At 69.3% G+C, this 13,615-nt stretch carries 14 protein-coding genes; 7 read left to right on the top strand and 7 right to left on the bottom strand.

The genetic code is table 11. From position 1 onward, the window contains the following. Positions 1–207 precede the first annotated feature (207 nt). A complete protein-coding gene (locus NNI01S_RS01345; protein ID WP_063016610.1) occupies positions 208–1,398 on the top strand; it encodes a helix-turn-helix domain-containing protein in 1,191 nt (396 codons plus the stop codon). Here NNI01S_RS01345 and NNI01S_RS01350 read toward each other — a convergent pair. Then, entirely contained in the window at positions 1,395–1,763 is a 369-nt protein-coding gene (locus tag NNI01S_RS01350) for a MerR family transcriptional regulator (protein WP_063016612.1), read from the bottom strand. The genes NNI01S_RS01345 and NNI01S_RS01350 overlap by 4 nt on opposite strands. 66 nt (positions 1,764–1,829) lie before the next feature. On the opposite strand from NNI01S_RS01350, the gene NNI01S_RS01355 reads away from it, so the two are divergent. Continuing rightward, a complete protein-coding gene (locus NNI01S_RS01355) occupies positions 1,830–2,936 on the top strand; it encodes an alkene reductase (RefSeq protein ID WP_063016614.1) in 1,107 nt (368 codons plus the stop codon). A 9-nt stretch (positions 2,937–2,945) separates the two neighbouring features. Here the strand turns inward: NNI01S_RS01355 and NNI01S_RS01360 are convergent, their stop codons facing one another. The 4 genes from NNI01S_RS01360 to NNI01S_RS01375 form a co-directional block, all read right to left on the bottom strand. After that, positions 2,946–3,581: a DUF1707 SHOCT-like domain-containing protein gene (locus NNI01S_RS01360; protein WP_157114551.1), complete on the bottom strand. Its 636-nt coding sequence runs from the start codon at positions 3,579–3,581 to the stop codon at positions 2,946–2,948. Positions 3,582–3,701: 120 nt separating this feature from the next. Beyond that, entirely contained in the window at positions 3,702–4,367 is a 666-nt protein-coding gene (locus NNI01S_RS01365) for a response regulator (protein ID WP_063016618.1), read from the bottom strand. Between the two features lie 19 nt (positions 4,368–4,386). After that, positions 4,387–5,580 carry a MacS family sensor histidine kinase gene (gene macS / locus NNI01S_RS01370; protein WP_063016619.1) on the bottom strand — a complete coding sequence of 398 codons (1,194 nt, stop codon included), beginning with the start codon at positions 5,578–5,580 and terminating at the stop codon, positions 4,387–4,389. After that, a complete protein-coding gene (locus tag NNI01S_RS01375; RefSeq protein ID WP_063917286.1) occupies positions 5,540–6,754 on the bottom strand; it encodes an AI-2E family transporter in 1,215 nt (404 codons plus the stop codon). The genes macS and NNI01S_RS01375 overlap by 41 nt, the downstream gene beginning before the upstream one ends. 206 nt (positions 6,755–6,960) lie before the next feature. On the opposite strand from NNI01S_RS01375, the gene NNI01S_RS01380 reads away from it, so the two are divergent. Genes NNI01S_RS01380 through NNI01S_RS01390 form a run of 3 tightly spaced genes read left to right on the top strand, consistent with a single transcriptional unit; the run spans position 6,961 to position 10,013 of the window. After that, positions 6,961–8,481 carry an adenylate/guanylate cyclase domain-containing protein gene (locus NNI01S_RS01380; protein WP_174554345.1) on the top strand — a complete coding sequence of 507 codons (1,521 nt, stop codon included), beginning with the start codon at positions 6,961–6,963 and terminating at the stop codon, positions 8,479–8,481. Between the two features lie 4 nt (positions 8,482–8,485). Then, the gene (locus tag NNI01S_RS01385; RefSeq protein ID WP_063016621.1) at positions 8,486–9,574 is read left to right on the top strand and encodes a lysylphosphatidylglycerol synthase transmembrane domain-containing protein; all 1,089 of its coding nucleotides are present in this window, start codon (positions 8,486–8,488) and stop codon (positions 9,572–9,574) included. Between the two features lie 37 nt (positions 9,575–9,611). Continuing rightward, complete coding sequence (locus tag NNI01S_RS01390; RefSeq protein WP_063016623.1) at positions 9,612–10,013, top strand: DUF3054 domain-containing protein; 402 nt, start codon at positions 9,612–9,614, stop codon at positions 10,011–10,013. On the opposite strand, the gene NNI01S_RS01395 is transcribed toward NNI01S_RS01390, so the two are convergent. After that, on the bottom strand, positions 9,984–11,621 hold the full coding sequence (locus tag NNI01S_RS01395) for an NTF2-like N-terminal transpeptidase domain-containing protein (RefSeq protein WP_063016625.1): 1,638 nt from the start codon (positions 11,619–11,621) through the stop codon (positions 9,984–9,986). The two genes, NNI01S_RS01390 and NNI01S_RS01395, sit on opposite strands and share 30 nt — an antisense overlap. Positions 11,622–12,039: 418 nt before the next feature. Here NNI01S_RS01395 and abmR point away from each other — a divergent pair, with 418 nt between their 5' ends. Together abmR and aroQ are read left to right on the top strand one after the other, a co-directional pair. Further along, a complete protein-coding gene (abmR, locus tag NNI01S_RS01400; protein WP_063016626.1) occupies positions 12,040–12,639 on the top strand; it encodes an ATP-binding transcription factor AbmR in 600 nt (199 codons plus the stop codon). Between the two features lie 42 nt (positions 12,640–12,681). Then, positions 12,682–13,131, top strand: a complete 450-nt coding sequence (aroQ, locus tag NNI01S_RS01405) for a type II 3-dehydroquinate dehydratase (RefSeq protein WP_063016628.1) — start codon at positions 12,682–12,684, stop codon at positions 13,129–13,131. Here the strand turns inward: aroQ and NNI01S_RS01410 are convergent. Continuing rightward, complete coding sequence (locus tag NNI01S_RS01410) at positions 13,128–13,574, bottom strand: nitroreductase family deazaflavin-dependent oxidoreductase (protein WP_063016630.1); 447 nt, start codon at positions 13,572–13,574, stop codon at positions 13,128–13,130. The genes aroQ and NNI01S_RS01410 overlap by 4 nt on opposite strands. Positions 13,575–13,615 lie beyond the last annotated feature (41 nt).

The raw sequence follows: 13,615 nt of genomic DNA on the forward strand, positions 1-13,615 counted from the left end.
CAGGCCGCCACGCGCGATCGGCGCGCCCGGCCTGCACGGTGGTATTCGGCATGGTTTTCATCGCCGCCGCCCTTTGCAGTCAAAGTTGCAGAAAGGCAACGGTATTCCAACCAGCAGCGAACGAGTCGTACGCAATGTCCCACTCCGGTAGTCGCGGATAACATAGCGTCGTACTCTGAAACCCAGATTTAACAAAAGGACTTGGGTATGGACGACTCGTCGATCGGAGTTCGGATCCGCCAGTTCCGCGGGAAGGCGCTGACACAGCGCCAGCTCGCCGATCAGGCGGGGGTCAGCGTGGATCTGGTGCGCAAACTCGAGCAGGGCGGCCGGCAGACCGCCTCCATCGCCAGCTTGCAGAAGATCGCGCGTGCCCTGGATGTGGACATCGCCGACCTGATCGGCAAGCGCCAGGGCGTGCCGTCCGCCAATCCGGACGCGGGCATCGTGGCCATTCGCCGCGCCCTGACGCCGGTCGACGACCTGCTGGGTGAAACCAAGGAGGAGGCGGCGGTCGGTCTCGACGACGGCCGTCGCGCGGTCGAATACGCCTGGGGCGCCTACTGGTCCGGTCGCTACGAACTGCTGACCTCGATCCTGCCGCCCGGGTTGACCCAGCTCCGTGCCACCGTGCACGCCGCGCGCAATGGTTCGGTCGCGCCCGCCAACGAGTTGCTGGCCCGGATGTACTGGGTGACCGGATGCACGCTGGTGCATCTCGGACAGACCGATCCGGCGTTCCTGGCGATCCGGCAGGCGCTCGCCGCCGCCGAGCTGGGCAACGATCCCCTGCTGCTCGGCACCATTCGGGGCTCGGTGGCCTGGCAGTTGCTGGTACAGGGCCGTTACGACGAGTCGCGCGGCGTCGCGCTGAACGCGGCCGCGTCCCTCGAGCCTTCCGGCGATGTCACGCCGATGCACCTGTCCGCGTACGGCTCACTGGTGTTGCAGGGCGCGACCGCGGCGGGGCGGGCGCAGGACGTGCACGACGCATTGTCCCTGGTGCAGACCGCGAGCGAGGTCGCCCTGCGGATCGGCTCGGATCGGCAGGACTACGAGACGTATTTCGGCCCTTCGCAGGTCGTCATGCAGACGGTCGATGTCAACGTCTCCTCCGAGCGCTATCCGGAGGCGTTGGCCGCCGCCGCGGACATGCCCGCCAACGGCAGTCTCCCGCAGGCGTCCCGGGCCCGGCACCTCGCCGATACGGCGGTCGCGCTGACCCGCACCGGCCGGCATCAGCGCGCGCTGGACGCGTTGCTCACCGCGGAGCGGGTGGGCGGCGCGGACTGGCTGAAGTACCAGACGCTGCCCCGCCATATCGTGTCCGAACTGCTCGACCACGATCGGAAGGTGCCGCTGCGCGCGTTCGCCCGCAGGATCGGGGTCAACACCTAGGCCGACGACCGTTCGTCGGCTCGTTCGATCACCTCGTCCAGTACCTCGCGCGAGCGCATCAGATCATTGATGGTCCGGGTGATCCGCTCCCGCTCGGTTTCCAGCTCGGCGACCAGCGCCGGGGTAGCGTACTCGTTGGGACCGCCGTCCGCGTCGCGCATGCAGGGCAGGATGCGTGCGATCTTCTTGCTGGTGAGTCCCGCCGCGAGCAACTCCTGAATGTGGATGACCCGGTCCACCGCCCGCTCCGGATAGTCTCGATGACCGCCGGGCGTGCGATCGGAAGCCAGCATGCCCTGCTGCTCGTAGTACCGCAGCGACCGTTCGCTCACGCCGGTGCGCTCGGCGAGTTCCCCGATTCGCATCCGCCACCTGCCCTTTCCCCATTCCGGCTTGAATCTCACATTGGTGTCAAGTTTTACCGTACTAGCATGACGAACGCAGCGGATTCCGCCCTCTTCCAGCCCGTGGCCCTCGGCTCCCTGGTGTTGCCGCACCGTCTCGTGATGGCGCCGATGACCCGCAATCGCGCCGCGGCCGACGGCACGCCGTCCCCGCTCATGGCGACCTACTACACCCAGCGCGCGAGCGCGGGCCTGATCATCGCCGAGGCGAGCACGCCCAACCGGGTGGGCCAGACCTACGCGAATATCCCCGGCATCTACACCGACGCGCACATCGCGGGATGGCGTGCGGTGACCGACGCTGTCGCGGCGGCGGGCGGGCGTATGTTCCTGCAACTGCAGCACGGCGGCCGGGTCGGCCATCCGGACAACAGCGGCCTGACCCCGGTCGCGCCCTCGCCGGTTCCGCTGTCCGAACCCATCCACACGCCCACCGGCGCACAGGATGCCGTTGTGCCGCTGGAGATGTCCACCGCCGATATCGAATCCACCATCGCCGATTTCGTCTCCGCTGCCCGCAACGCCATCGCGGCCGGATTCGCCGGGGTGGAGGTGCACAGCGCGAACGGTTATCTGCTGCACCAATTCCTGGCGCAGAACACCAATCGGCGCACCGATGACTACGGCGGGCCCGTGGCCAACCGCATTCGATTCACCCTGGAAGTGGTCGCGGCGGTCGCCGACGCGATCGGCGCCGAGCGCGTCGGGGTGCGGATCTCCCCCGGAGTCTCCGTCAACGGCATCGACGAGGGCGACACCGAGGACATCTATCCCGCGCTCGTCTCGGCGCTGGCGGACAAGGGCCTCGCCTACCTGCACTACGTCTTCGCCGACCCGCAACAGCCGCTGTTCCAGCAGATCCGGGCGCTGTGGCCGGGCGTCCTGATCGCCAACCCGAATCTGGGCTGGGGCGTTCCCCTGCCCGAGGACGGCGGCACGCATGCCGCGCAGCGCCTGCTCGCCGGTGGCGCGGACGTGATCTCGCTGGGCCGTTCCTTCCTGGCCAACCCCGATCTGGTCGAGCGGTTGCGCGCAGGCGCGGCGCTGAACCCGGTCCGCGACGCGCACCTCATGTATGTGGGCGGCGCGGAGGGCTACACCGACTACCCGACGCTGGCCACAGCGACCGCCTGACCCGGCCGCTCAGCGGCCGATCAACCGGCGCCACTGCGCGATGAACGGATGTTTCGCGGTGACCGAGCCGAATCGGATCTTGCCGTGCACCACCAGGTGCAGCGGGCCCAGCGGCGGCCCGGTGCGCACCTTGTTGTTCACGCTGGAACCGATCAGTTCCAGCCCGTTCAGGTCGACGGTGGCCTCCGCGGGCACGATCAGGGTGATGGAACCGAAGAAGTCGTCGACCCGCAGCTCCACCACCTGAGTCGACATGATCGCCCCGGTGAAGTCCAAGGTGACCCCGGACAGCCAGTTGTTCAGGTGCAGCGTCGGCGGCACCTGCCACGCGCCGCGACGGCTCACCCCGGACAGGCGCGAACGGATCACGTTGCCCATGGCGTTCGAGCCGGGGGCCTGCCTGGCGTAAGCGGGCGAGTTGTTCACGAACGCCGACGGCGGCGCGGCGGGCTGCCCGACCAGACGGACGCCGGGCAGGTCGATGAGGACGGCATTCAGTTCGCCGCGCGTCTTGGCGGCCAGCGCGGTGTCCATCCGCTCGGTGAACTCGCCGAGCGAGAGCATGCCGAGGCCCACCGCGCGCTGCAACAGTTGACCGACGTGTTCGCGTTCGGCGTCCGACACGCGCAGTTCCCGATCGCCCACCGCGCCGCCGGAGCCGACCGCGTTCGATACCGATTCGGGCCCGCCCATGCGATCGAGGTTACCGAGCAGGCGGCCACGGCCGCATCAGGGCGATCCCTGATTCGGAGGCCTCCGCCCGGATCACTCGAGCCCCTGCTCGATGGCGTAGCGGGTCAACTCGACCCGGTTGGCCAACTGCAGCTTGCGCAGCGTCGCCTGCACATGGTTCTCCACGGTGCGATGGCTCAGTCCCAGCCGTGTCGCGATCTGCTTGGCGGACAATCCTTTCGCCACCATCCGCAGGACCTCGGTCTCGCGCTCGGTGAGCGCGGGCCGGTGCGGCTCGTCGGGCTGCGCGGGCGCGGTCGCCATCCGCCGGTACTCGCCGAGCACGAGTCCGGCCAGGCCGGGTGTGAACACCGCTTGTCCGGCGGCGGTGGCGTGCACGGCGTCGACCAGTTCGGCCGCCGACGCGCTCTTGACCAGGTAGCCCGAAGCCCCCGCCTTGATCGCGTCGAGCACGTCGTCGCGCTCGGCCGAGGCCGAGAGCACCAGCACCCGGCTCCGCGGAGAGACCCGCAGCACCTCGGCGGTGGCCTGGGCGCCGTTGCCGTCGGGCAGCTGCATGTCCATCAGCACCACGTCCGGGCGCACCGCCGCGGCGCGCCTGCCCGCCGCGGCGACCCCGTCGGCCGTGGCCGTCACCCGGAAGCCCGCCTCCGTGAGGTCGCGGGAGACGCCGTCCCGCCACATCGGGTGGTCGTCCACCACCATCACCGAGATGGTCCCGTCCGCCTGGTCCGTCATCCGCGCCTCCCGTTCCCGCTCATCTGGGCACCCGGAATTCCCATTCGGTGCCGAATCCGACACCGCCGTCGATCTCGGTGAGCAGGTCCGCGCTGCCGCCGAGGGCGGCGATCCGCCCGACGATCGATCGGGAAACTCCCATGCGTCCTTCGGCTTCCGCCTCGGCCAGGCGGCCCGGCGGAATGCCGACACCATCGTCGCGCACACTGATCACCAGTTCGTCGCCGGTGTCCTCCAGCAGCACATACGCTCGGGCATCCGGCCCGGCGTGCAGTTCCACATTGGACAGCGCGGTTGCCACGGCCGAGGCGATCTCGTTCGCCATCCACCGGCCCACCCGCACCGGATCGCCCGGCGTGGACACCGACACCGTGGGGGTGGATTGCGCGGTCAGCAGCGGTCGCAGGTCGACCTCGGCTCCGCCGGCGTCCCGGTGATCGGCCTGCTCGGTGATCAGCACGCGCAGCGCCACCTCCTGCTCACCGGCCCGCAGCGCCAATTCCTCGGTGGGCCCGCCGATCTCGCTGCCGCGACGCTTGATGTAGCTGAGCACTTGCAGCACCCCGTCGTGCACCTCGCGGGACAGCCGCTCGCGCTCCTCGGCCGCCGCGGTCAAGCGCACGGCTTGCTCCAACTGGTCCTGGGCGCGGCGGGCGGTGTTGGCGGCCAGGCCGAGCGCGAGGCCCACCGAGACGAGCACCGGCACCGTCGCGTCCGTCCACACGTCCTCGCCCCACTGATCGCGCACGGTCAGCGATACGGCGGCGATCACAGCTCCGGACAGCACGCCGGCGAACGGTCCGCGCAGAATCGCCGCCCCGATCACCGCGTTGGTGGCCCACAGCGTGGTCGGCAGCGTCTGATGCCCGTGGTACCAGCCGTAATCGGCGACCAGGCGGGTGGCGGCCATCAGCCCGATCACCACCACGTGATCGCCGATCACCACCCAGGTGCGCAGTCGGGCCACCTCCGGAAAGTGCCACTGCGACAACATGATCGCCGAAGCGCCCGACCACACCGCCATCAGCGCGACGAGCACCCAGCTCAACCGCTGGTTCGTGTAATACGGCACCGACGCGATCTGCTGGCCGACCGCGTACAGCAGTGTGACCAGCCGCAGCGCCTGCGCGGCCCGCCACAGCGGAGTGGTCGCCACGTCGGCCGAGCGCAACTCAGTCCCGCGCGCTGCTTTCGCCTGGTTGCGCGTCGTCATCGGATCCCGCCTTCTGCTCCGCCCGCTTCCGGGCCGCCTCCGTCAGCGTCGCGGCCAGGTCGAACCGGCCGGGATCGGGTCGATCGGGTTCGGCCGTGTACAGCCCGCGATGATCGTCGCCGGTCTGCAACTCCTCGTACAACTCCTCCGGGCCGTCGAGCAGCGACCGGATCGCCGTGTTCAGCACCGCGACGAGCGGCACGGCCAGCAGACCGCCCGCGATCCCGCCGATCACCACGCCCGAGGTGATCGCCAGCACCACGGCCAGCGGATGGATGCTGACCGCGCGCCCGAGCAGCAGCGGTTGCAGCACATGCCCCTCCAGCTGCATCACCGCGATGATGATGCCGAGCACGATCAACGCGGTGACCAGCCCCTTCGTGACCAGCGCGATGAACACCGCGATGAATCCGGCCAGGAACGCGCCGATGATCGGGATGAACGCGCCGATGAACACCAGTGAGGCCAGCGGCAGCGCCAAGGGCACCCCGAGAATGGCCAGCCCGGCGCCGATGCCGATGGCGTCGACCGCGGCGACCACGACGGTCGCGCGCACGAATCCGACCAGCGTGCCGAACCCGAGCCGCCCAGCGGTGCGGACCCGCTCGCGATGGTCGGTGGGCACGATCCTGGTGACGAACTCCCAGATCTGGTCGCCGCCGTACAGGAAGAAGATCAGGATGAACAGGGTCAGGAAGGTGCCGGTCAGCAATTCGCCGATCACGGTCGCGGTGGTGAGCGCCCCGCTGGTCAGGCTGTCCTGATTGGACTGGATCGCCTTGACCACGGCGTCGCCCACGTTGCGGATCTGCTCGTTGCTCAGATGCAGCCTGCCGTTGATCAGCCAGTCCTGGATCTGATGGATGCTGTCGGTGAACTTGTTCGACAGCTGCGGAACACCGGCGACGAACTGCTCCACGACGAAGGTCATGATGCCCGCGACCACGCCGATCGAGCCGACCAGCGCGACGAACACCCCCACCGCCCGCGGCACGCCCAAGCGCTGCATCCAGTCCACCAGCGGTGCGAGCAGCGCTGCCGCCAGCAGGCCGATGGCGAGCGGGATGACCACGGTCGCCAATTTCTGCACGATCGCCGTGACCGCGAGCGCCAGCGCGAACAGCACCAGCAGCCGCCAGCCCCATTCCGCCGACACCCGGACGATCGGGTGCACCGTCTCCGCGGCGGGCCGGGACAGGGTGATTTTCCGCTCTGGACTTGACTTCGCGTCGGTCACCTCGGTGAGCCTAACCGGCCCGGCCGGACCCTGTCCGCCGGCAGCGGCGGCGCGAACGGCGACCAGCGCCGCGGACATGCCGACATGATCGGAACGCTAGATTGGACCCCGTGTCAGCGCCCTTGGAAGCGGTCAAACAGACCATGCGAACGCGCTGGCCGCTGTACCTGACATCGATGCTGCTGGCGAACGCTTTCGGCGCGGTCCTGGTGTGGGCGTTCATCCAGTACGGGCTCCCGGTCCCCGAGGGTGAGGCCTCCGGTGCCAGGCGCACCGGCCTGCTCGTCCCTGCCGTCGTCTTCGTGGCAGGGGGCCTGCTCAGCATGGCCGCGTCCGCGCTGATGCTGCGCCCGGTGATGCGCTGGCAGATGCGCGGCGGTCCGCCGAGCCGCCAGGAGCAGATGGCCGCGCTGCACGCACCACTGCGCCAGGCGATCCTGCATCTCGCGCTGTGGCTGATCGGCGGCGCCGTGCTGGCCGCGCTGATCATCAGGGACACTCCCGCGCTGGCCGGCGCGGTCATCGTCACCGAGTGCATGGCCGCGACCATCGTGTTCGGCTTCACCTACATGCTGGGCGAACGCATCCTGCGCCCGGTCGCGGCCCAGGCGCTGACCGAGGGCACCTTCGACCACACCCTCACCCCGGGCGTCGGCACCAGGATGGCGATGACCTGGGGCATGGGCACCTTCGCCCCCACCATCGCCATCGTGCTGCTGTGCGTCACCCAGATCTCCTCGGACGTGAAGTTCTCCGCACAGTCGCTGGCCATTTCCATCCTGCTGCTGTGCGGCGTGGTGATCATGCAGGCCCTCGCGCTGTCCATGCTCACCGGTTCGAGCATCTCCGACCCGGTGCGCCAGCTCAGCCAGGCCATCGACCGGGTCCAGGCCGGGGCGCGCGACGTGCAGGTCGAGGTCTTCGACGGCAGCGAGATCGGTCTGCTGCAGGTCGGTTTCAACCGGATGATGGAGGAGGCCGCCAAGCGCCGCCAGCTCCAAGAGCTGTTCGGTCAGCACGTCGGCGAGGAGGTGGCGCAGCGGGCGCTGGACTACGGCACCGAACTCGGCGGCGAGACCCGGTTCGTCGCCGTGCTGTTCGTCGACATGGTCGGCTCCACCGCCACCGCGGCCGAACGCCCGCCCACCGAGGTGGTCAGCCTGCTCAACGAGTTCTTCCGCATCGTGGTCGACGTGATCGACCGCCACCACGGCTTCGTGAACAAGTTCGTCGGCGACGCGGCGCTGGCCATCTTCGGCGCGCCGCTGGATCGTCCGGACGCGCCGACCGCCGCGCTCGCCGCCGCGCGCGAACTGCGCGAAACCCTGCGGGAAGTGCCCGGCCTCGATATCGGCATCGGCGTCTCGGCCGGCTTGGCCGTCGCGGGCAACATCGGCGCGGCCAACCGCTTCGAGTACACGGTGATCGGGGATCCGGTCAACGAGGCATCCCGGCTCACCGAGCTGGCCAAAGAACGTCCCGGCCGAACGCTGGCCTCGGGCAGTGCGCTGTATTTCGCCGAGGAAAGCGAGCAGGACCAGTGGGAAACCGGCGACGAGGTGCAGCTGCGCGGCAGACGCAGGAAAACGCTCCTGGCCTGGCCACGGGAACGGGCCGACGCGCACGACGATACCGATGTCGAAACGGTGCGTTCGTTAGGCTGACCGCGTGACGGCCGAAGGGGAACTGGCAGGCGATCCCACGCCGCCGCCCATGGCGGGTTCCCGCCGTGGCAGATTCCGCTGGCTGAAATGGGTGCTCGGCGCCGCGCTGCTGGCCCTGCTGATCGCCGAGGGCGTGTACCTCTGGCCGCGCCTGCACGAGTCCTGGCGCACGCTCACCGAGATCCACTGGGGTTGGCTGGCCGCAGCGATCTGGCTGCAGGCCGTGTCGATGAGCGGGTTCGGCCGGGTGCAGAAGCAGCTGCTCAACGCGGGGGGCGTCGCGGTGAGTCAGCGGAAGTCCGTCGCGGTGGTCTACGGCGCTACGGCGATGTCGGTGACCTTGCCCGCGGGCCAGGTGTTCTCCACCGCGTTCACCTACCGGCAGACCAGGCGCTGGGGCGCCAGTCCGATCGTCGCCTCCTGGCAGCTGGTGTTCTCCGGTGTGGTCGCCGCGGTGGGGCTGGCCTTGCTCGGTGTCGGCGGCACACTGCTGGCGGGCGGGCGCGTCGGCCCGTTCAAGCTGATCCTCTCGGTGGCCGCGGTTGTCGCGCTGGTGTGGGCGGGCAACCACGTCTCGCGCCATCCCGGTTCGCTGGAGGCGCTGCTGCGCAAACTGCTGGCGCTGGTCAACCGGCTGCGCAAGCGCCCGCCGGAGTCCGGCGCCGCCAAGATCGAGGACGTGCTCGAGCAGCTGGAATCGGTGAAACTCGGCAAGCGCGACGGCGTCTTGGTCGCGCTCTGGGCGCTGATGCACCGTTTCGCCGACGTGGCCTGCCTCGGCGCGGCCTGTTACGCGGTGGGCGCCGATCCGCGCATCGCCGGTCTGCTGCTCGCCTTCGCCGTGGGCAAGGCGGTCGGGTCCATCCCCTTCGCGCCGGGCGGCATCGTCTACGTCGACGCCACCCTGATCTACGGCCTCACCGCCGCGGCGGGACTGCCCGCCGCGCAGGCGGTCGCCGCGGCGTTCGTCTATCGCATGGTGAGCTTCATCCTGGTCGCGATCGCGGGCTGGATCGTTTTCCTGTTCCTGTTCCGCAGACGGCAGGCCGACGACGCGGAATTCGAGCGGGAGTTCGAGCAGCGGCGGCTGTGACCGCGACCGCATCCGGATCCCCGTTACGCTGGCCCGCGTGCGGAAACTACTGCCCTTCGTGCTCGATACGCTGCTCGTCGTCGTCTTCTGCGCGATCGGCAGGCGCAGCCACGACGAGGCGGTGCTCGCCGGGCTGCTGCGCACCGCGTGGCCGTTCGCCACGGGATTGGTCCTCGGCTGGCTGGTCGTGGTGTCGCTGCGATGGCGCACCGCCGCCGCCGACGCGCGGTTCGACATCGCCGCCCTGTGGCCCGCGGGCGTCGTCATCTGGGCGTGCACCCTGGTCGGGGGCATGTTGCTGCGGGTGATCAGCGGTCAGGGCACGGCGGTCAGCTTCATGCTGGTGGCAGGCGTCGTGCTCGCGGTGTTCCTGCTCGGCTGGCGGGCGGTGTCCGAAGCCGTGCGGCGATCACGGCTCCGGAGTCGCCAGCGCCTGTAGCATCCTGGCCGCCATCCGCGCGGTCGCGTCCTTGCTGTCCACGTCGTTGATGTGGATCGCGAAGACCAGATCGCCCATCGCCCCGATCAGCCACCCGTCCGGGCCCGCGGTCGCGGCGAACGCGTCGACGTCGCGGTAGCGGCGCACACTCGCCAGCTCCGGCGCGTTGGAGGCGTCGCGGAGCATGCCGCGCAGCCGGTCGGCGGCCTGCGGCGGCAGCGGGTCGAGCCGGGCATCGGTGGCGCTGGGGCGACCGGCCTCGATCATCGGCGGCGGCACCTCCCCGCGCACGATCGTGGCCGCGGCGATGGCCATGCCGAACGGGCTGGCCAGCACGGCGTCCGAACCGCCACCTTGCACCACCTGCTCGGCGCTGCGTCCCGCGATGGCCAGACGGCCGGTGACCTCGTCGAGGCCGGGGACCTTGAAGTCGATGCCGACGCCCAGCGCGGTCGCCGCCTCGGCCGCGTCCTGCACCGACACGTCCTGCGGCGCTTTGCCCTTGGCCGACGCCGCGACCGCGCGGAACAGCTCCATGGCGCCGCCCACCGGATACAGCCCGGTGAACGCCACCGACCCGTGCTCACTGGCCTGGCTGTTCTGTGCGACGGCCACCACCGCCCCGGTCGACGGCTGGATCGCCACGATCGAGGCCTGCGTGGGCACGCTGACCACCGCGTCCTCGGCGGCACGCTGCAAGCGCTGGTCCATCGTGCCCGCGATGTCCGGTCCCGGCGGGCCCTGCTGGCCCGCGAGCTGGGTGATGAACCGCCCGTCCGGCTCGAACAGCTGGACGCCCCATCCGGAGTGCGCCTCCTGGCTTTCCTGCTGCACCTTGCGCAGCGCGTCCAGCATCGGCGACCAGACCCGGCGGTCGGCGGAGATCAGCCGGGGCTGCTTCTCCAGCACCACGCCGGGAATCGGCGCCATCCGCGGTTCCAGGATCGCGAAGTCACCCTCGCGCAGGTTCACCGCGACGATGGGCTTGCCCTGCGAAGTGGCCAGCTGTTGCATCAGCGACGGCCCGGTGATCAACGGCGCGACCGGCTCGATCGCCTTGGCCAGCGCGTCGGTCGACGCGATCGGGTCGGGCATCTTGGCGGGGTCGAGCTTGACGACGTTGATGACCTGCTCGGTCATCAACGGCGCGCCGGCGATGTCGTTGACCCGCGGCGCAGGCGTCGGGTAGGTGCGCACCAGCTGCACGGTCCGGTTGTGCGTGAGCTGGGGCATCACGACCGCGGGCTCCCAGGAGATCCGCCAGCCGATGGCCAGCTTGCGCACATTGCCTTCCAGGCTGTAGTTCCAGGTCTTCTTCTCGCCGAAGCTCCACTCGACGTCCATGCTGAAGATCGCCGACTGCGCGTCGAGACCGATGAACTGGGTCTTGCGGTAGTCGACCTTGGCGCCCTGGAGCCCGGTAAACATTTGCTTGAGGGTTGCTGTGGCCGCAGTGGGATACGACGTCAGGTCTGCCGCCTTGGTGTAGTCCTGATCGTCGAGCAGATCGGTGAAGCGCTCCACGACCGCTTCGGCTTCGTTCTGCTTCTCGTGTATCCCGCACGACCCGATCCCGAGCGCGAGCGCCGCCACCCCCATGAGTGCCATTGCGCCGCGAACACGAAAGCGGCGGGATCCCCACACGTCCATGTCGCCCACTCTTCACTCTTGTCACTCCAGTAACAAGACCACCGTACCCGAAAAAGACCAGACCGCGATGCCTCCGTAGCGCGGACGTTACCCATGCTCAGCATCCCAATTCTGCCCCGGGATCTTGCATCTCGGGGGGCCTTTCATGATCATCGCCCAGCCGGTCGGCGGCAACCGGCGCCGCTACCGTACCGGCCTTCTCGAAAAGTCGCGCGGTTACCACCGCCCTCGACGTTTCGAATCAATAAATACCCCGAAGGGTGCGGATCGAAGCAATCGGACCCCTGTTCGCACACAGCGGACACCCGAGCGGCGCATTGAGAAGTAATCTTGTAATCATTGAAAGCACCGCACCACAGTAAGTAGGTGACCCATCATGAGAAACGCACACCGCGGCCGGGGCTTCGGGCGGACAGGGGGCTGGCAGCAGGCCGATCTGCCGGATCCGTCGGACGTGCCCGACTGGTTCGCCGGAAGATTGCCAAATGACTGGTTCACCGGCCCGCCGGTAATCGAGGTCGACCGGGACGAAATCGTCGTCATCGGGGAGCTGCCGATTCCGCAGCCGGAGAAGAAGCCGGACGCCGACGACGCGGAGGCTCCGACCGAAGAAGTACCGCGCGCGACGAAGGAGGGCGCGGTCGCCCGGTTCCGCGAGTCGACCCGGCCGGCCCGCATGCAGATCGCGAACGAAGCGCAGCACCGCTACCGGCGCAATGTGGCCTGGGGCGTGTCGGTGGACGGGGAGCGGATCATGTTCACCCACCTCGCCGTCCCCGTCATGACCCGCCTGCGCCAGCCGGAACGCAAGGTGCTCGACACCTTGGTCGACGCCGGCGTAGCCCGTTCCCGCGCCGACGCGCTGGCCTGGACGGTGAAGCTGGCGGGCAAGCACGCCGAGACGTGGCTGGAGGAACTGCGCGAGGCCATGCGCAAGGTCGACGACCTGCGCTCGGAAGGTCCGCAGGGGCTGTAGCCGGTCGGGTCCGGCGTCGGGCGGCGCGGTATCTTGCCGTGCATGGCTGCGACCGCGACGCCGGGCCCGATCCTGGTTCTGAACGGACCGAACCTGAACATGCTCGGCATCCGGCAACCGGAGGTGTACGGGTCCGCGACGCTGGACGACGTCGTGCGGTTGTGCGAGCGGACCGCGGCGAAGTTCGACCGGAAGGTCGTCGCCTTCCAGTCCAACTCCGAAGGCGCGCTCATCGACCGCATCCACCAGGCGCGGGGCGCCGAGTCGGGCATCGTGATCAATCCCGGCGGACTCACCCATACCTCGGTGGCGCTCCGGGACGCGCTGGTGATTCCGGAACTCCCGATCGTCGAGGTGCACATCAGCAACGTGCACGCGCGCGAGGAGTTCCGGCAGCACTCCTACATCTCCGCGATCGCCACCGCGGTGATCGCGGGGATGGGCATCCAGGGTTACGCCGCCGCCATCGAGTTCCTGGCCCGTCCGCGCTAGTTCAGCCGGAAGACCGGGAACCCGGGCGCGATAGCGGCGAGTTCCTCGTCGGTGGCGTCCTTGGTCACGCCCTCGAAGAACTTCCCGACCTCCCAGCCCCACTTCTGCAAGTAGAGGCGCAGCAGCGGCACCTTGTCGGCGTCGGCCACCTCGGTGGCGGTGAACGTCTCGACCTTGCGGCCGAGCCGCAGCTCGCCGCCACCCGCCACGCGCAGGTTGCGCACCCACTGCGTGTGCCCGCGCGGAGCGACCAGGAAGCGCTGGCCGTCTTCGCGCACCATCAGGTTGACCATCGTGGTGCGCCACTCGCCGCTCTTGCGCCCACGCACCGCGAGCAATCGCGACCCCATCACGCTGATGCCGAGCTTCGGCAGCAGGTTGGCGATCCGGTTGAAGACCGCGTCGAATCCGGCGGGGCCGATGTAGCGGGTGCTGAGGTCCATGACCACTCCTTGTTGTGAGCGCTGCTCTCTATAGAGAGAAG

The sequence above is a fragment of the Nocardia niwae NBRC 108934 = DSM 45340 genome (genome assembly GCF_001613465.1).
In the GTDB taxonomy this organism is placed as follows: Bacteria; Actinomycetota; Actinomycetes; order Mycobacteriales; family Mycobacteriaceae; genus Nocardia; species Nocardia niwae.